General features: G+C 74.3%; 13 protein-coding genes and 1 pseudogene. 3 read left to right on the forward strand and 11 right to left on the reverse strand.

Annotation, left to right across the window (positions count from 1 at the left end):
• From E1264_RS27180 to E1264_RS27230, 11 genes and pseudogenes are all read right to left on the reverse strand, one after another.
• Positions 1-942: pseudogene (locus tag E1264_RS27180) on the reverse strand (hypothetical protein); the annotation flags it as partial.
• 79 nt (positions 943-1,021) lie between these two features.
• Positions 1,022-1,483, reverse strand: coding sequence for a pilus assembly protein TadG-related protein (locus tag E1264_RS27185; protein WP_132178287.1), 462 nt, complete (start codon positions 1,481-1,483; stop codon positions 1,022-1,024).
• Positions 1,480-1,920 carry a TadE family protein gene (locus E1264_RS27190; RefSeq protein WP_243711201.1) on the reverse strand — a complete coding sequence of 147 codons (441 nt, stop codon included), beginning with the start codon at positions 1,918-1,920 and terminating at the stop codon, positions 1,480-1,482. Before E1264_RS27190 ends, E1264_RS27185 begins: the two co-directional genes overlap by 4 nt.
• A complete protein-coding gene (locus E1264_RS27195; RefSeq protein ID WP_132178288.1) occupies positions 1,917-2,309 on the reverse strand; it encodes a TadE/TadG family type IV pilus assembly protein in 393 nt (130 codons plus the stop codon). The genes E1264_RS27190 and E1264_RS27195 overlap by 4 nt, the downstream gene beginning before the upstream one ends.
• A 53-nt stretch (positions 2,310-2,362) precedes the next feature.
• On the reverse strand, positions 2,363-2,584 hold the full coding sequence (locus E1264_RS27200) for a hypothetical protein (protein WP_131964367.1): 222 nt from the start codon (positions 2,582-2,584) through the stop codon (positions 2,363-2,365).
• 96 nt (positions 2,585-2,680) lie between these two features.
• The gene (locus tag E1264_RS27205) at positions 2,681-3,607 is read right to left on the reverse strand and encodes a type II secretion system F family protein (RefSeq protein ID WP_243711202.1); all 927 of its coding nucleotides are present in this window, start codon (positions 3,605-3,607) and stop codon (positions 2,681-2,683) included.
• Complete coding sequence (locus E1264_RS27210) at positions 3,604-4,602, reverse strand: type II secretion system F family protein (protein WP_132178289.1); 999 nt, start codon at positions 4,600-4,602, stop codon at positions 3,604-3,606. Before E1264_RS27210 ends, E1264_RS27205 begins: the two co-directional genes overlap by 4 nt.
• Positions 4,602-5,900: an ATPase, T2SS/T4P/T4SS family gene (locus E1264_RS27215; protein WP_132178290.1), complete on the reverse strand. Its 1,299-nt coding sequence runs from the start codon at positions 5,898-5,900 to the stop codon at positions 4,602-4,604. The genes E1264_RS27210 and E1264_RS27215 overlap by 1 nt, the downstream gene beginning before the upstream one ends.
• Positions 5,901-6,833 carry a hypothetical protein gene (locus E1264_RS27220; RefSeq protein WP_243711203.1) on the reverse strand — a complete coding sequence of 311 codons (933 nt, stop codon included), beginning with the start codon at positions 6,831-6,833 and terminating at the stop codon, positions 5,901-5,903.
• Positions 6,834-6,835: 2 nt separating this feature from the next.
• A complete protein-coding gene (locus E1264_RS27225) occupies positions 6,836-7,747 on the reverse strand; it encodes a hypothetical protein (protein WP_132178291.1) in 912 nt (303 codons plus the stop codon).
• Between the two features lie 229 nt (positions 7,748-7,976).
• Positions 7,977-8,702: a TetR/AcrR family transcriptional regulator gene (locus tag E1264_RS27230; protein WP_132178292.1), complete on the reverse strand. Its 726-nt coding sequence runs from the start codon at positions 8,700-8,702 to the stop codon at positions 7,977-7,979.
• Between the two features lie 115 nt (positions 8,703-8,817).
• Between E1264_RS27230 and E1264_RS27235 the strand changes: the two genes are divergently transcribed.
• The 3 genes from E1264_RS27235 to E1264_RS27245 all read left to right on the forward strand — a co-directional run bounded on the left by E1264_RS27235 (position 8,818) and on the right by E1264_RS27245 (position 16,386).
• The gene (locus tag E1264_RS27235; protein WP_132178293.1) at positions 8,818-9,759 is read left to right on the forward strand and encodes an NAD-dependent epimerase/dehydratase family protein; all 942 of its coding nucleotides are present in this window, start codon (positions 8,818-8,820) and stop codon (positions 9,757-9,759) included.
• A 40-nt stretch (positions 9,760-9,799) separates the two neighbouring features.
• Positions 9,800-14,080 (forward strand): FtsK/SpoIIIE domain-containing protein, encoded by a 4,281-nt coding sequence (locus E1264_RS27240; RefSeq protein WP_132178294.1) that lies wholly within the window; start codon positions 9,800-9,802, stop codon positions 14,078-14,080.
• Between the two features lie 527 nt (positions 14,081-14,607).
• Positions 14,608-16,386 carry a biotin carboxylase N-terminal domain-containing protein gene (locus tag E1264_RS27245; RefSeq protein WP_132178295.1) on the forward strand — a complete coding sequence of 593 codons (1,779 nt, stop codon included), beginning with the start codon at positions 14,608-14,610 and terminating at the stop codon, positions 16,384-16,386.
• The last annotated feature ends 43 nt before the right edge of the window (positions 16,387-16,429 follow it).

Here is a 16,429-nt window from a genome sequence, read left to right on the forward strand (position 1 = left end):
GGTCGGCGCGGTCGGGGCAGACTCGCGGGGCTGCTCCGGCTGCGCGGGCTTCTCCGGCTGGGCGGGCCGCTCCGGCGTGACCGGCCGTTCCGGCTTCTTGGGCTTGTCGGGGACGGCGTGGCCGTAGCGGTAGTAGTCCTTGAGGTCCTTGGCGGGGATGGTCTTCGTGCCCTTGGCGTCCGCCGGCATCTCCAGGACCCAGCCCGGACGGATCAGGCTGGCGATGGTGAGCCGCGTCCCGTCCGGCTGGATGTGGTTCTTGTTGAGCGCGAAGATCTCCTTGTACCGGCGTCCCTCGCCCAGGCACTTCTCGGCGATCTCCCAGAGGCTCTCGTGGTGGCGTCCCTCCGGCGGCTGCACCCGGTAGATCTTGGTGGTGGCCGACTCGTCGATCAGGGTCTCGGCGACGGGCGTCTCGGTCCGGTCGGTGATGTTCGTGTCCTGGGGCGCGGCGGCCGGGACCGGCTGGAACTCCTGTGCCTGTGCCTGCGCCTGTGCCGGGGGCCGCTGCGCCAGCCCGGCGCCGCCCGAGAACGCGGGCACGATCACCGAGGTGGCGGAGAACAGCAGCAGCGCGGCGACGACGAGGCGGTGCACAAGCGACTGCGTCCCGCCCGCCAGCGGCACCCGCGCCGGGACGCCGACGCCGCGCACGCCCGCGTACACCTCGACGGCCACGCACGCCGCGAACTGGATCCAGGCGAGCCAGACCAGCGCGACCAGGATGTGGATGAGCGCGCCCGGCCCCACCCGGTTCGTCAGGTCGGACGCGGTCGGCACGTCGTCCGGCAGCGGCGACCCGAACAGGGTCAGAAGCGCGATCGGGACGCCCGCCACCAGCACCGTCAGCGCGACGAGCGCGCCGATCCCGGCCAGCACGTCGCCCGCACTGCGCCGCCGCCGAACCTTGACTGGGGGCCGCTGCCCTTGCCGTGTCACCATCGCGTCCCTGCCGTTCGCCGGTCGCCGCCTGCCGTGCGCTTGGACGTCGCACTCATCGTAGGTCTGTTTCGGCCGCCGCTCACGGTTCGATCCCTCCCGGATCGGGGCCTCCCGTGACGGGACGCGCGGTCGCGCCCGACGTCATCTGGAACTCGCTGAAGCCGGGGAGGATCCCGAGCAGCTGCGGCCGGACGGTGATCTGCACGGTCACGGCCACCTCCTCCTCGTCGGCGTCGCACTGGGAGGCGGTGACCTCCTCGCGGTAGGCGGTGAGCAGGTCGCACGCGGCGGCGCGGGCGCGGCCGGGATCGAGGACGGGTTCGCCCGTCCGCCGGAGCTCGTCGGTGTCGATCTGGTTGGCGCCCGCGCGGGCCGCCTGCTCGGCCATGTCGGCGGCGCGCTGGCGCGCGTGGATGGCGAGGCCGCCGTCCACCAGCAGCCCGGCCAGGAGGAGGACGATCGGGGTGAACAGGACCGTGTAGAGCGCGATCGTCCCCCGGTCCCGGCCGGAGCGGGCAAAGCGCGCGAGCAGGCGGTTCATTCGCCGTCTCCGGGGTCGGTGCCGCGGAACGTGAACGTGTCGATGGGGGCGATCGCGTCGCCCTGGAGGCGTTTGGTGCCGGGGAGCCCGATGAACGACAGGTCGCCGAGGTCGACGTCGCAGGTGATCGTCACGCCGACCCGGCCGCCGGGCCGCCAGTCGGACACGTCGGTCACGACGCTCGGCCCTCCGGCGCACCATTTGCTGCCCTTGAGCCCGGCGGCGGCGGTGTCGGCGGCGAAGGCCTGCGCGGATCCGGCGCTGCGGGCGATGGACGCCGCGCGCACCGCGTCCCGGGCGGCGCCGTCGACCTGGCTCTGCGCGTCCACCATCCGCCCGGCGGCGGCGAGGAACAGCAGGAACGCGACGAAGATGGGCGTGACGAGCACCATCTCCAGGGACATCGACCCGCGGTCGGCGAGTCCCAAGGCCCTCATGGCCCGGCTCCCCGCTCGCACGCGGTTCCGTCGCCGATGTCCGGGCGGAAGCATTCGATCGGTCCCTGCGAGCGCTGCGAGACGTGGAACTTCATGAACGGGATGACGGACACCGCCGTCCCGCTGACCTCGACCCAGCGCTCGTCCCCGGCCTCGCCCGTCCGGACGTCGAGGCCGTCCAGCAGTTCGGGGCCGATGGCGCGGGCGTCGCTCGCGGCCTTCGCGGCGGCCGCGCCCTCCCAGCCGCCGCCGACGGGCGAGGTCCGCGCGACGCGGGCGCCGGACTGCGCCGCGGCGAGCGCGACATGGCGGGCATGGAACACCATCGCGAACTGCACGACGATGAGCATCAGCAGGATCAGGAGGGGCGTGAGCAGCGCCCACTCCATCGACGACACCCCGCTGTCTGAGCGGAGGAGGCGAAGGAGTCGGCGGAGGCGCCTCAGCCGGTGTTGATCGTGTTGGCCTTGTCCGTGACCTTCTTGGTGATCACCGCGCCGATCGTGATGGCGAGCAGCGCCAGGATCGCGGTGATGATCGCCCATTCGATCGCGGACGCGCCCTTGCTGCGCTCCTCCTCGGAGCGGAGCCGGGCGAGCCGCGCGCTCGCCATCGCGCGCAGATAGGCGACGAACGGATCGTTGAAAGGGTTGTGCTGACTCATCGGGGCACCTCCAGTGGGCCGTCTCGGCGGTGTCGGGATTCTCGGGGGCGGTGGTGTTCTCAAGTGCGGCGGTGTCCTCCAGTGCGGCAGCGGGCGTCATGAGGCGAGCACCCGGATCAGGGCCGGGTAGGCCAGGAAGATCAGGAATCCGGCGCACAGGAACAGCTGCGCGACCAGCATCGACTGGGAGCGCTCGCCCGCCTTGCCCTCCAGCTCCGACAGCTCGCGGCTGCGCATCGACGCGGCGCGGGCGGCGAGGGACTTGCGGATCTGCGCGCCGTCGTCGGCGACGAGCGCGAGCGCACCGGCGAGGTCGCGCAGCTCGGCGATGTCGAGCTCCTCGCCGAGGCGGCCGAGCGACTGCCACGGCGTCTGCCCGGTGATGCGGGCGTTGGACAGGGCGTCGCGGATGCGGTGCATCGCCCAGCCCTCGCCGACGTTCGAGGCGGTCATCAGGGCCTCGGGGACGCCGCGTCCGCCCGCGAGGTTCATCGAGACCAGGTCGAGGAACGCGCCGACGACGTGCCGGAAGTCCTGCCTGCGGGCCTGCGCCTCCTGGCGGAGCTGCATGTCGGGAAAGAAGAAGAAGAGGGCGGCGAACAGCACGCAGATCCAGACCGGGACGGCGACGGACGTGCCGAGCCCGAGCAGCGTGAAGTACGCGACGATCAGCGGGATGAACAGCAGCGCCCCGGCGGGCAGCAGGAACTTCGTCGCGAGGAACCCCTCCAGGGACCGCTCGGTGATGGCGAGGTCGGCGCGGACGCCGCGCAGCCGCCAGCCGCGCGCCTCGCAGACCCGGGCGAGCTCCCGGCCGATCCTGGCGCGGACGCCGCCGACCTTGTCCAGCGTCGGGGAGAGCCGTCCGGCCTGCTGCTCCTCCAGGTCGCGGCGGCGGGTGGCGTCGAGCGCGGCCATCCGGGCGGCGAGGCCGGGACGCTGCGGGAACAGCGCCCGGACGAGGACGTACAGGCCGAGCCCGACGACCGCGCCCGCGATCATGGCGGCGTTCAGGCCGTTCACTGGGCGCCACCGCCTCCCGCGTCCCCTGCTTTCGATGGGGTGTGGCGGCCTCGGAGGGGAAGCTCCTGCGGGCCGCCCGCGCCGTCGCCCTGCCAGCCCGCCACGGTGCTCGGCACCTCTCCCGGCACGCCCGGCTGGACGGTCCCGCGCGGCTCGCTGAGGAACCGTCCCGGCAGCTCGTACTTCGACAGCCGCCGCAGCCACAGGAACGCGGCCCCGTACAGGGCGACGACGATGCACAGGACGAGCTGCCCGAGGAGATCGTCGTACGGCTCGACGTAGGAGTGGTTGAACACGGCGAGGGCGAGGGCCGTCCCGACGGACACGGCGACGACGATCCGGACGCTGCGCCGCGTGGACCGCCGGTCGGCCTCGACGCGGCGCCGCATGTCCAGCTCGGCGCGGGCCGAGTTCGCGAGCGCGCTGAGCATGTCGCGCAGGCCGGGGCCGCGGAGCTTGGAGTTCAGGATCAGCGCGGCGATCACCAGGTCGGCGGACGGGTCGTCCAGGTCGCCCGCGAAGCGGCGCAGCGCGTCCGGCATCGGGACGCGGGTGTGCAGCCGGTCGACGAGGTTGCGGAGCGGCTGCTGCAGCGCGGGCGCGGCGGCGCGCTGCGAGGCGGGGATGGCCTGTTCGAGGCCGACGGCCCCGGCGATGGTGTCGCGGAGCGACTCCGTCCAGGCGGCGAGGCCCTCCAGGCGCGCCATGGATCTGCGCTCCTCGGCGGCGCCGCCCGCGAGGCCGTTCCAGGCCAGGACGAGCGCGCCGGTCCCGGCGGCGGCGATCGGCCAGCGCGTCACGATCAGCACGACCACGCCGACGGTGACGGCGGCGGCGGTGCGGGTCGTGAACGTCCGGACGAGGTCGTCGCGGCTGCGCCCGCGCACCGGGCCGGACCGTACCGGCAGCCCGCGCAGCGCCGCGACCAGCAGGATCAGCCCGCCGCCCGCCACCGCGCCCGCGACGATCGCGAGGAGCACGTCCGGCGTGTACATCACCAGCCTCCGGCGGACGGGTCGTAGCCGTACTGAGCGAGGTCGGCGACGCACGAGATCGGCGCGGCCGGCACCGCGTACCCGCCCGACCCGAGCGCGAACACCTCCGACGACAGGACCCGCCCGTCCACGCCGGTGACCTCCCGGACGCTGGACACGTACCGGCGCAGCCGCCCGCCGGAGGCGTAGTCGTTGCGCTTCTCGATGAACACGACGAAGTCGATCGCGCCCGCGATCAGCATGTGGGTCGCCTCGACCGGCAGCCGCTCGTCCGACTGGATCGCGTAGGTCGCGATGCGGTTGAACACTTCGACCGACGAGTTCGCGTGGATGGTGGACAGCGACCCGTCGTTGCCCTGCGTCATCGCGTTCAGCATCGTGACGATCTCGTCGCCGAGCACCTCGCCGACGATCACGCGGGACGGGTTCATGCGCAGCGACCGGCGGACCAGCTCCGCCATCGTGATCGCGCCCTGCCCCTCGGAGTTCGGCAGCCGCTGCTCGAACGCGACGCAGTTCGGGTGCAGCTCGGGGAAGGCGTCCAGGCCGAGCTCCAGGGCCCGCTCGACGGTGATGAGCCGCTCGTGCGGCGGGATCTCGTTGGCGACGGCGCGCAGCAGCGTCGTCTTCCCCGCGTTCGTCGCCCCGGCGATCATGATGTTCTTGCGGGCGAGCACGGCGGCGCGGAAGAACTGCCCGATCTCCTGCGAGAACGTGCCGTTGCCGACCAGGTCGGCGAGGAACACCTTGCCGAGCCGGGCACGCCGGATCGACAGCGCGGGACGGACCGTCACGTCCATGATCGCCGAGAGCCGGGAGCCGTCCGGCAGCCGCAGGTCGAGCTGCGGGTTCGCGGTGTCGAACGGCCGCGAGGAGAGGCCGCTGTAGGCGGCGAGGATCTGGATCAGCTCGACCAGCTCCTCGTCGCTCTCCGCGACCGGCTCGCCCATCACCTCGCGCCCGTCGGCGTAGCCGATGAACACCCGGTCGCAGCCGTTGACGTCGATGTTCTCGATCTCGGGGTCTTCGAGGAGGGGCTGGAGCCGGCCGACGCCGAACAGCGCGGCGTGCACCCCGGCGGCGAGCGCCTCCTCTTCTTCGGCGTTCGGCGGGCGGCGCCCGGAGGTGATCTCGCCGCGCGCGAACTCCTCCAGCACCTGGCCGATGAGCGCGCGGGCGAACTGCCGCTCGTCCTCCCCGGACATCGGCGGCAGCCCGTTGGCGGCGTCGAGGCGGCGCTGCTGCGCCAGCCGGTCGCCGACCTCCTGCCGGAGCCGTTTGACGAGCCCGTGGTCCATCTAACGCCTCCCCTCGGCCGGTGCCGGTGCCTGCGTCTGTGCCTGTGCGGGCGGTGCCGCGGGCGCGGGCGGTGGGACCTGCGCGGGCGGCGGCAGCGCTAACGGCCTGCCCGACGACGGGAGGCGGCCGACGAGATCGCCCGCGACCTCGCGGGCGGAGCGGATCAGCAGCGAACGGTCCAGGCGCCCGCCCCAGCGGCCGGAGAGCAGCTCGGCGCCCTTCGGGTCGAGGGCCAGGCCGCCGAGGACGGTCACGTCCGGCGGCGGCGGGCCCTGCGCCGGGTCGTGGGCGGCGCCGCGGCCCCGCGCGCCCGCGCTGGCGAGGATCCGGTCGACCTCGGCGATCGAGCCGCGGAAGTCCCGCGGGTCGGCGAGGACGAGCACGCCGATGGGCGGGCCGCCGCGCAGCTCCGCCGTCAGCGCCGCGACGCGTTCGCGCAGGTGCGCGACCTGCTCCAGGGTGGCGCGGGTGAGCAGCACGACCAGGTCGGCCTCGCGCATCAGGCCGAGCAGCGGCGTGTCGGCGCCGAGCCGGCCGCAGTCGGCGATCACGTCGACGGGCGCGAGGCCGGTGAACGCGCGGCCGAGCGGCCCCCACAGCCAGGTCATCGCCTGCGCCTGCTCGGCGTTGGTGATCCCGACGAGCACGTCGAGGCCGCCGACGAGCCGCTGGCAGTGCTCGGCGACCTGGTCGGGCCGCAGGCCGCGGCGGGCGGTGGCGGCGAGGCTGAGCAGCCCGCGGGACGGGTTGAGCATCCCGCCGTCGCCGTCCCCGTCGTCCGGGGCCGCGGCGGGCAGCCGGTACACGAGGTCGCCGCCCGCCTGGTCGCACTCGGCGACCAGCACGGGACGCGGCCACACGGCGCCGAGGGCGACGGCGGCCGTCGTGACGCCCGGCGCCCCCTTGTCGGCAGCGAGCGCGATGAGTGCCACCGTCAGTTACCGCCCGTGCCTGGTCCCTGCGCGCCGCCGCCTCCTTGGGGGACGGGCACGGTTCCGCCGGGGTCGTCCGTCCCGCCGGGGGTCTGGCCGCCGCCGCCCTGGGGCGGGGTCTGCTGCTGGTTCGGCTTCCCGGGCGCGGGCGCGACGGGGGGCGGGGCGTTCGTCCCGGCGGGGATCAGCGCGAGCGCGATCGTCCCGGCGGAGGCGGCCTGCGTGACCAGCGGCGCGTCCGCCGGGGGGACGGCGACGCTCACGATCGTCTGCTCGGAGCGCAGCCGGGCGCCGCCGAGGCCGCCGCTGCCGCCGTCGTCGCCGCTCATGCCGACGACGATGGCGTCCTGGGACAGGACCGTTCCTGGACGCGGCCCTCCGTTCGTCGCGCCGCCGACCGCGTAGAGCATGACGTGCCTGCCGACGCTGACACCGGCGTCGTCGCCGCCCGAGGGGAACTGGCCGGGCTTCAGCGCGAGCCCGACGATCAGGCGGCCGCTCGACGGCGCGTTCGCCGGGCTGATCATGCCGTTGGTCAGCAGCGCGCCCTTGACCAGCGGGACGGCCGCGATGTGGCGGGTCACCTTCGCCCGCTCGGACCAAGCGAGGTACTGGATCCCGGTGTCGCCGACCTGGACCTCTTCGAGCGCGCTCGCCGGGATCGGCTGGCCGGCCGCGACCGGCTGGGCGATCCGGATCGCGGACACGCGCTCGCCGCTCGCCATCACCAGGTACGCGCTCGCGAGGGCGCCGCCGAGGATGAGGAGCAGCGCGAGCGCCGCCAGCGCCGGTTTGCGTTCGCGCGGGGACGAGGGGAGCCGCTGCCCGCCGGACGTGCCGAGCCCGCTGCCACCGAGCCCCGCCGCCGCACCGCCGGAGATGGTCGCCTGGTTGGACTTCATCGCGCTGCCCACGCGCTCCCTTCCGCCCTACCGCTGAACCCCGGTCGCACGGGGTCTCCGCATCGCCGAGCGATCCATGCTTGCGGGGGCGGCAAGGTCACGTCAATGGATTCGTGGAACGTGTACCGCGGTATGCCGCGGTGGATACCGGTGACCTGCGAAGTCTTCGGTCACTTGGGTTCTTACCATCAGTCACATCCGTCACTGACCACAATGTGGACATCCCTGGGGGGCCCGCAGGTCAGGGTTTCAGGCCGATGAGGCGTCCGAGCAGCGTCATGGTGTGGTCGAAGTAAGCGGCACGTGCCGGTTCGTCGATCAGGTTGTTGTACTGGCCGAAGACCTCGAAGCTGACCGTCCCGTAGAGGCCCGCCCAGGCGGTGAGGGCGCGCGCGATCACGTCGTCCGGGACGTCCATGCGGACGAAGGCGCGCACGCGGTCCAGGCCCTCCGCGATCGAGGGCCGCGGGGCCGGCTCTGATGGGCGCGGGCCATCTGGGTCGATGGCCCCGGCGGCGTGCGCCTCGGTGAGGATGCGGGCGAAGACGACCGTGTCGCGGACGGCGGCGGCGACGGTGTCGTCCGGGGCCTTGTAGCCGGGGACGGGCGACCCGTAGAGCAGGGCGTACTCGTGGGGGTGCGCCAGCGCCCAGTCCCGGACGGCCCTGCACACGGCGAGCCATCGTCCGGCGAAGTCGTCCGCGCCGGTCTTGGCGGAGCGGGCGTCGGCGCGCTCGACGGCCTCGCCGACCGCGTTGTAGCCGTCGATGATCAGCGCGGTGAGCAGGTCGTCGCGGCTCGGGACGTAGCGGTAGATGGCCGAGGACACCATGCCCATCTCGCGGGCGATCGCGCGCAGCGACAGCCCGGCCGCGCCCTCGGTGGCCAGCTGCCGCCTCGCGGTTTCGGTGATCTCGCGGATCAGCTCCGCCCGGACCCGTTCTCGTGCCGTACGACCTGCGCTCATGCGCCGATGTTAGCAGAGCGTCGCACCGAAACGAGAGCTCTGCTCTTGACATCACCGCTCTCCAATGAGAGCATTGCTCTCGGAATAGAGCACCGTCCACAGACAGGAGAGGACCATGGGCAAGCACGTGATCGTCGGAGCGGGGCAGGTCGGCGCGCACCTGGCCGGACGGCTCGCAGAGGGCGGGCACGACGTCACCGTCGTGACCCGCTCCGGCTCGGGGCCGGACGGCGTCCGGAAGGTCGCCGCCGACGTCGCCGACCAGGCACGGCTGACCGAGATCGCCAAGGGCGCCGACACGCTCTACAACTGCGTCAACCCCCGCTATCACCGCTGGGCGCAGGACTGGCCGCCGATGGCGTCGTCCTTCCTGGGCACGGCCGAGGCCACCGGGGCCGTCCTGGTGACGCTGAGCTGCCTGTACGGGTACGGGCCCGTGGACGGCCCGATGACCGAAGACCTCCCGCTCGCCGCGACCGGGACCAAGGGCCGGGTGCGCGTGAAGATGTGGCAGGACGCGCTGGCCGCGCACCAGGCGGGCCGCGCCCGGGTGACCGAGCTGCGCGGCTCCGACTACTACGGGCCGGGGAGCACCGACCAGGCGTACGTCGGCGAGGAGCGGTTCGTGAAGCCGCTGCTGGCGGGCAAGCGGGTGCCGTACTTCAGCGACCCGTCCGTCCCGCACGCGTGGACGTACCTGCCGGACGTCGCCGAGGCCCTCGCCATCGCCGGGACGGACGAGCGCGCCTGGGGACGGGCCTGGCACGTCCCGACCGGCCCGGCCGTCTCGACGCTCGGGTTCGCCGAGCGGCTGTGCGAGATCGCCGGTGCCCCGGCTCCGCGCGTCCACGAGGTGCCGCGGCCCGTCTTCACCGCGATCGGGCTGTTCTCGCCGCTGATGAAGGAGCTGCGGGAGACCCGGTACCAGTTCGACCGTCCCTACATCGTGGACTCCTCGGCCTTCGAGTCCACGTTCGGCATGGCGCCGACCCCGCTGGACGACGCCCTCAAGACGATCATCGCCGCCCACCGGGAGCGGACGCCCGCGGGTAATTAAGCTGAGCCCTTGTCCTGCGGGCGTCGGAGGGATGGCTCGGATGCGGATCTCGTTCACGGCACTCACCGGCGCGGGGCCGCGCGATGTCGTGATGGACGTCGGCGACGAGGCCACCGTGGACGCCGTCGCCCAGTCGCTCACCGCCCTCCTCGACGGCCGGGCCCCGCATGTCGCGGACGCCGGCGGGCGGGCGGGGCGGCCGTGGCGGGCCCTGTGGATGGACGGGCGGATGCTCGACCCGCAGGCCCTCGCCGTCAAGGAGCTGCGGGACGGCGCGGTCGTCGCGGTGGAGCGGCGCGGCGCCGCCGCCACCGTGCTCGCCGAGCCGACCGGGCTGGTCGAGGTGCGCGTCGTCGGCGGCCCGGCGGCGGGATCGGTGCACCGGCTCGGCATCGGGGTCAGCACGATCGGGTCCGGCCGGGACGTGGACGTCGTGCTGGACGACCCGTCCGTCCCGGCGCGGTCGCTGCGGCTCACGGTCGGGCGGGAGACCGTCGAGGTGGAGGCGTCCGAGCCGACGATGCGCGGCGCCGCCACGCTGGACGGGACGCCGCTCGCCGCGAAGGCGATGTGGCCGGTGGGCGGCCTGCTGCGGGTGGGGTCCAGCGTCCTGGCGCTCGGGCCGAGCGGCGCGCCGGACGCGCATCTGGAGCCCCTGCCGGAGGGCGGTCTCGCGTTCGACCGGCCGCCCCGCGCGGCCCCCGTGCGCCATGTCAGGCGGCTGGACGTCCCGCACTCGCCCGAGCAGGGGGCGCTCGATCGGCTGCGGGTGTTCGGGCGCAGGTCCTCGAAGGAGTTCGAGCGCAGGTCCGCCGAGTTCGACGCCGAGCTGGAGCGGCTGCGCCGGGAGGACGAGGCCGAACGGCGCGCCCTGCACCCCGATCCGGCCGAGGTGCTGCTCACCGCGACCGGGCCCCGGCGGCGGCTGTGGGAGCGCCGCCCCGGCGACCCCGACGTCCTGCAGCTGCGGATCGGCCTCGCCGACCTCCCGGCCCGGATCGAACTCGGCGGTGACAGCGGCCGGATCCCGTCCGTGGACGCGCGGATGGTCCCGGTGACGGTGCCGCTGACCGAGTCGGGTGTCGTCGGTGTGGCGGGGCCGCGGCGCGTGTCCCGGGCGCTGGCCCGGTGGATGGTCGCGCAGGCCGCCGCGCTGCACAGCCCCCGTGACCTGGCCATCGTCGTCCTGTCCGCCGACCCGGACGCCGGGGAGGAGTGGAACTGGGTGCGGTGGCTGCCGCACTGCGCGCCCCGCGAGGGCGAGGACTGCGTCGCACTCGTCGGCACCGACGCCGAATCGGCCGCGCGCCGCGTCACCGAGCTGGCGATCCGCCTCACCGAACGGCGCCGCGCCGCCGGCCAGGCCGAACCCGTCCCCTACAACATCCTGGTCGTGCTGGACGGGGCGCGCACGCTCCGCCGCGTCCCCGGCATGCCGATGCTGCTCTCGCGCGGCGCCGAGTTCGGCATCTACGCCATCTGCGTGGACGACGAGGAACGCCTGCTCCCCGAGGAGTGCCGCGCCGCCGCCGTCTGCGACCCGCAGTACTCCGCGACGGTCCGGCTCCGCGGCCCGGGCTACGACTTCCCCGTCCTGGCCGACCAGGTCTCCCCCACCTGGACCGATCGTGTGGCGCGCGCGCTGGCCCCCGTCCGGGACGTGCCGCGCGCGGCCGCCGCGGACCCGATCCCGGCGGAGGTGCGGCTGCTCGACGTCCTCGACATGCCGGAGCCGACCGCCGACCACGTCCTCCGGTCGTGGACGCGCACGGGAGGCCGGACGGCCCGCGTCCCCGTCGGCACCGGCCCGGCATGCCGCCCCCACGAGATCGACCTGCGCGCGGACGGCCCGCACGCCCTCGTCGCGGGCACCGCCGGGGCGGGCACGTCGGAGCTGCTGCGGACGCTCGTCGCGTCCCTGGCCGTCGCGAACCGTCCGGACGAGATGACGTTCGTCCTGATCGGCGCCGAGGACGCCGCGCGGTTCCGGGAGTGCGCCCGCCTCCCCCACACGGTCGGCGTGGTCACCGGCCTGGACGACCGCGCCGCCGAACGCGCCCTGGAGTCGCTCGCCGCCGAGCTCCGCCGCCGCGAGGAGGTCCTGCTCGACGCGGGCGCCAAGGACCTCGACGCCTACGACGACCTGCGTCCCGGAAGGCCCGATCTGCCGTCCGTGCCGCGGCTCGTGCTGGTCGTGGACGAGCTCGCCGAGACGCCGGGCTTCGTGACGGGCCTGCTCGACGTCGGGCGGCGCGGGCGCCCCCTCGGCGTCCACCTGGTCCTCGCCACCCGGCATCCCGCCGCGGCCGTCACCGGCGACATCCGCGCCGCCACCGACCTCCGGATCGCGCTCCGCGTCACGACCCCGGCCGAATCCACCGAGGTCCTCGACTCACCGGACGCCGCGCACATCCCCACATCCACGCCCGGCCGCTGCTACATCCGCTCCGGCGAGTCGCCACCGGCGGCCGTGCAGGTGGCGCAGGTCGGAGGCCGCCATCCCAGGGCCGGGACCAACGGGAGCGGGACGACCGTCGTCCCGCTCCCCTGGCAGAGCCTCGGCCACCCGCTGCCCGACCCCCGCAAGGCCCTCCCCGGGGCGGACGACGACGCCACCGACCTCGGCGTGCTCGTCCAGGCGATCGACGAGGCCGCCCGCCGCGCGGGCATCGACCGGGAGCCGTCGCCCTGGCTGAACCCGCTGCCCGACCGGCTCACGCTGGCGCCCCGGTACGCGGCGGGCGGCTCCGTCGTGGACGTCCCGCCGATCACGTTCGGCGTGACCGACCTGCCCGCCGTCCAGTCCCGCGAGGATCTGGCGCTGGACCTCGCGGGCGGCGGGCATCTCTACATCGCCGGGTCCGCCCGGTCGGGCCGCTCCACCGCGCTGCGGACCATCGCCGGGTCCCTCGCCGCGGCCTGCTCCCCCTACGACGCGCACCTGTACGCCATCGACTGCGGCGCGAACGCGCTGCTCCCGCTGACCGCGCTGCCGCACTGCGGCGCGGTCGTCCCCCGCGACCACCTCGACCGCTGCGAACGCCTCCTCAGCGCGCTCACCGCCGAGGTCACGCGCCGCCGGAACCTTCTCGCCGAGGCGGGGTTCGCCTCGCTCGCCGAGCAGCGCGCCTCGGTCGCCGCCACCGACCGCCTCCCCTGGATGGTCCTGCTGCTCGACGGCTGGGAGGGGTTCCTCGGCGCGTTCGAGCACCACGACCAGGGCCGCCTCGTCGACCAGACGGTCCGGCTCCTGGACGACGGCGCCGCCGTGGGGCTGCGCGCCGTCGTCACCGGCGACCGCTCCGGCCTCGGCGGGCAGCTCTCGGCCGCCTTCGCCCGCCGCCTGCTCCTCCGCATGGACGACCCGGACGACTACGGCTACGGCGGCCTCGGCGACAGGCAGGTCCCCGCCGCGATGCCGCCCGGCCGCGCCCTCGAACCTCCCGGACCCGCCGAGCCGGGCGCGCCGCCGCGCGAGTCGCAGATCGCGCTGCTGGGGGACGACCCGTCCGGCGCCGGGCAGGCCGCCGCGCTCCAGGAGATCGCCCGCACCTGCGTGTCCCGCTACGGGCGCCTGCCCCGCCGCCGTCGCCCCCTCCGCGTGGACGAGCTGCCCGACCGCGTCACCTACCGGGAGGCGATGTCCCTCGATCGCGAGTTCTTGGCCCCGTCGGCGCTGTGGGCGCTGGTCGGCGTCGGCGGCGACACCCTCGCGCCCGTGGGCGTCGACCTGCGCACCGACGGCCCGGGCTTCACCGTCGCGGGCCCGCCGCGCTCCGGACGCTCCACCACGCTCCGGACGATCGTCCACTCGCTCCTCGATCCCGCGGTCGGCGGCGGCCTCGTCCCCGTCGTGCTGGTCACGCCCCGCCGGTCGCCGCTGCGCCTGCTGTCCGGGCATCCGGGCGTGCTCGGCCTGCTGACCTCGGGCTCCGGCACCGCCGATCTCCTCGCCGCCATCGGCGACGAGCACCGTTTCGCCGTGGTCGTGGACGACGCCGAGCTCCTCGACCGGACCGCCCTGGACGACGCCCTCCGCGACGTCCTGCGCACCGCCCGCGACGGCGCGCACGCCGTCGTCATCGGCGGCACCACCGCCGACCTGGGCACCGGCCGCCGCGGGTTCATCTCCGAGGCGCGCCGTTCCCGCTCCGGGGTCCTGCTGTCGGTCGAGTCCCCGGACGACGGCGATCTGTTCGGCCTGAGCCTCCCCCGCAACGCCCCGCTCGGCGGGCCCACCGGCCGGGGCCTGTTCGTCGCGATGGGCGCCACCACCCAGATCCAGGTGGCCCTGCCGCCCCCGGCCGCCGGCACGGACTGATCGGGCGGGGGGCTGCTGGCGGGTGCGGGTCCCGACCTCGGGGGGATGGGCCGGGACCCGCGGTCATGGAGGCATCGACCGGCGCGGGCCTCGATCGGTCCGCCGGGGCATGCGAAGCCGCCCCGACCTTTCGTCTCGCAACGGTGGCACGTTTCCAGCGGCGCCGAAAGAATGGCGACAGCCTACGCCCAGCCGATCACCTTGATCCAGTGCCGTACGGCGGACGGGCATGCGTTCGGGGGGCTTTGGTACCCCGCAGGCGTGTCCGGATGTGGCCACGCAGGGCTTGTGACGCGCATAATGACTGCTCGTCAAGGGATTTCAGAGCTCCGGCCCCGGCCGCCATTCCGGAAATGGGGCCGTCCGGGTCTTCCCTCCGGAGCCCGAGGGAACGCCCCGGGGACCGGGGGAGGCTCGCCGCGGACGACCCCGTTCGCTTCCATGGTGCGGCCTCTTGGGGAGGGCCTTACGAAAGTGCGGAACGGCGATTATCTAGACTGCGTGAGGTTGTGAGGGAGGAGACCCACGTGCGCAAGGTCCTGATCGCCAACCGCGGTGAGATCGCGGTCCGCATAGCCCGTGCCTGCCGCGATGCCGGGCTGGTGAGCGTCGCGGTGTACGCGGAGCCCGATCTGGACGCCCTGCACGTGCGGGTCGCCGACGAGGCGTTCACCCTCGGCGGGCACACCGCCGCCGACAGCTACCTGAGCATCGAGAAGCTGCTGAAGGTCGCCGCCGAGTCGGGCGCGGACGCCGTCCACCCCGGCTACGGGTTCCTCGCCGAGAACGCCGACTTCGCCAAGGCCGTGCAGGACGCCGGGCTCACCTGGATCGGCCCGCCGCCCGCCGCGATCATCGCGCTGGGCGACAAGGTGCAGGCCAGGCACATCGCGCAGAAGGTCGGTGCGCCCCTGGTCGCGGGCACCAAGGACCCGGTGTCGGGCGCGGACGAGGTCGTCGCGTTCGCCGAGGAGCACGGCCTCCCGATCGCGATCAAGGCCGCGTACGGCGGTGGCGGGCGCGGCCTGAAGGTGGCGCGGACGCTCGACGAGGTCCCCGACCTGTACGAGTCGGCGGTCCGCGAGGCGGTCGGCGCGTTCGGGCGCGGCGAGTGCTTCGTGGAGCGGTACCTCGACAGGCCGCGGCACGTGGAGACGCAGTGCCTCGCCGACAAGCACGGCAACGTGGTCGTCGTCTCCACCCGCGACTGCTCGCTCCAGCGGCGGCACCAGAAGCTCGTGGAGGAGGCCCCGGCGCCGTACCTGTCGGACGAGCAGGTCGAGCTGCTGTACAGCTCGTCCAAGGCCATCCTGAAAGAGGCCGGGTACGTCGGCGCGGGAACGTGCGAATTCCTCGTCGGCCAGGACGGGACGATCTCCTTCCTTGAGGTCAACACCCGCCTCCAGGTCGAGCACCCCGTCACCGAGGAGGTCGCCGGGGTGGACCTCGTCCGGGAGATGTTCCGCATCGCCGACGGCGAGGAGCTCGGCTACGGCGACCCGGAGCTGCGCGGGCACTCGATCGAGTTCCGGCTGAACGCCGAGGACGCGGGCCGCGGGTTCCTGCCCGCCGTCGGGACGCTCACCGCGTGGGAGCCGCCGACCGGCCCCGGCGTCCGCCTCGACACCGGGTACGGTGCCGGGCAGACCGTCCCGCAGGCGTTCGACTCGCTGATCGCCAAGCTGATCGTGACGGGCGCGACGCGGCGGCAGGCCGTCGAGCGGGCGCGCCGCGCGCTGGCCGAGTTCGTGATCGACGGGATGCCGACCGTGCTGCCGTTCCACCGCGCCGTCCTGGACGACCCGGCGTTCGTCCCGAACGACGACGCGACGCCGTTCTCCGTCCACACCCGGTGGATCGAGACCGAGTTCGACAACCGGATCCCGCCCTACGAGACGCCCGTCGCGGGAGAAGAGGCGGAGGAAGGCGAGCGGGAGCGCGTCACCGTCGAGGTCGGCGGGCGGCGCATCGAGGTCGTCCTGCCCGCGGGCCTGGGCGCCCTGCCGGGCGGGGCCGCCGGGCAGGGCGGGCAGGCGCAGCCCGCGCGGCGGCGCGGCGGCAAGAAGGGCGGGGGCGCGCAGGCGTCCGGCGATTCCCTGGTCAGCCCCATGCAGGGCACCATCGTCAAGATCGTCGTCGCGGAAGGCGCGACGGTGGCGGCCGGGGACACCGTCGTCGTCCTGGAGGCCATGAAGATGGAGCAGCCGATCGCGGCGCACAAGTCCGGGACGCTCACCGGGCTGTCCGCCGAGGTGGGCCAGACCGTCTCCGCCGGGGCCGTCATCTGCGAGATCAAGGACAGCTGACCCCACGGCGGGCTGCGCTAAATCCGTCCGACGGTGGACGCAA

The sequence above is a fragment of the Actinomadura sp. KC216 genome, from assembly GCF_004348535.1.
GTDB lineage: Bacteria > Actinomycetota > Actinomycetes > Streptosporangiales > Streptosporangiaceae > Spirillospora.

Bases quoted from the DNA above. Each gene is read 5' to 3' on its own strand.
- E1264_RS27235 (WP_132178293.1), top strand. From the start codon at position 8,818: ATGGGCAAGCACGTGATCGTCGGAGCGGGGCAGGTCGGCGCGCACCTG.
- E1264_RS27210 (WP_132178289.1), bottom strand. From the start codon at position 4,602: ATGTACACGCCGGACGTGCTCCTCGCGATCGTCGCGGGCGCGGTGGCG.
- E1264_RS27240 (WP_132178294.1), top strand. From the start codon at position 9,800: ATGCGGATCTCGTTCACGGCACTCACCGGCGCGGGGCCGCGCGATGTC.
- E1264_RS27195 (WP_132178288.1), bottom strand. From the start codon at position 2,309: ATGGAGTGGGCGCTGCTCACGCCCCTCCTGATCCTGCTGATGCTCATC.
- E1264_RS27215 (WP_132178290.1), bottom strand. From the start codon at position 5,900: ATGGACCACGGGCTCGTCAAACGGCTCCGGCAGGAGGTCGGCGACCGG.
- E1264_RS27230 (WP_132178292.1), bottom strand. From the start codon at position 8,702: ATGAGCGCAGGTCGTACGGCACGAGAACGGGTCCGGGCGGAGCTGATC.
- E1264_RS27185 (WP_132178287.1), bottom strand. From the start codon at position 1,483: ATGAACCGCCTGCTCGCGCGCTTTGCCCGCTCCGGCCGGGACCGGGGG.
- E1264_RS27190 (WP_243711201.1), bottom strand. From the start codon at position 1,920: ATGAGGGCCTTGGGACTCGCCGACCGCGGGTCGATGTCCCTGGAGATG.
- E1264_RS27200 (WP_131964367.1), bottom strand. From the start codon at position 2,584: ATGAGTCAGCACAACCCTTTCAACGATCCGTTCGTCGCCTATCTGCGC.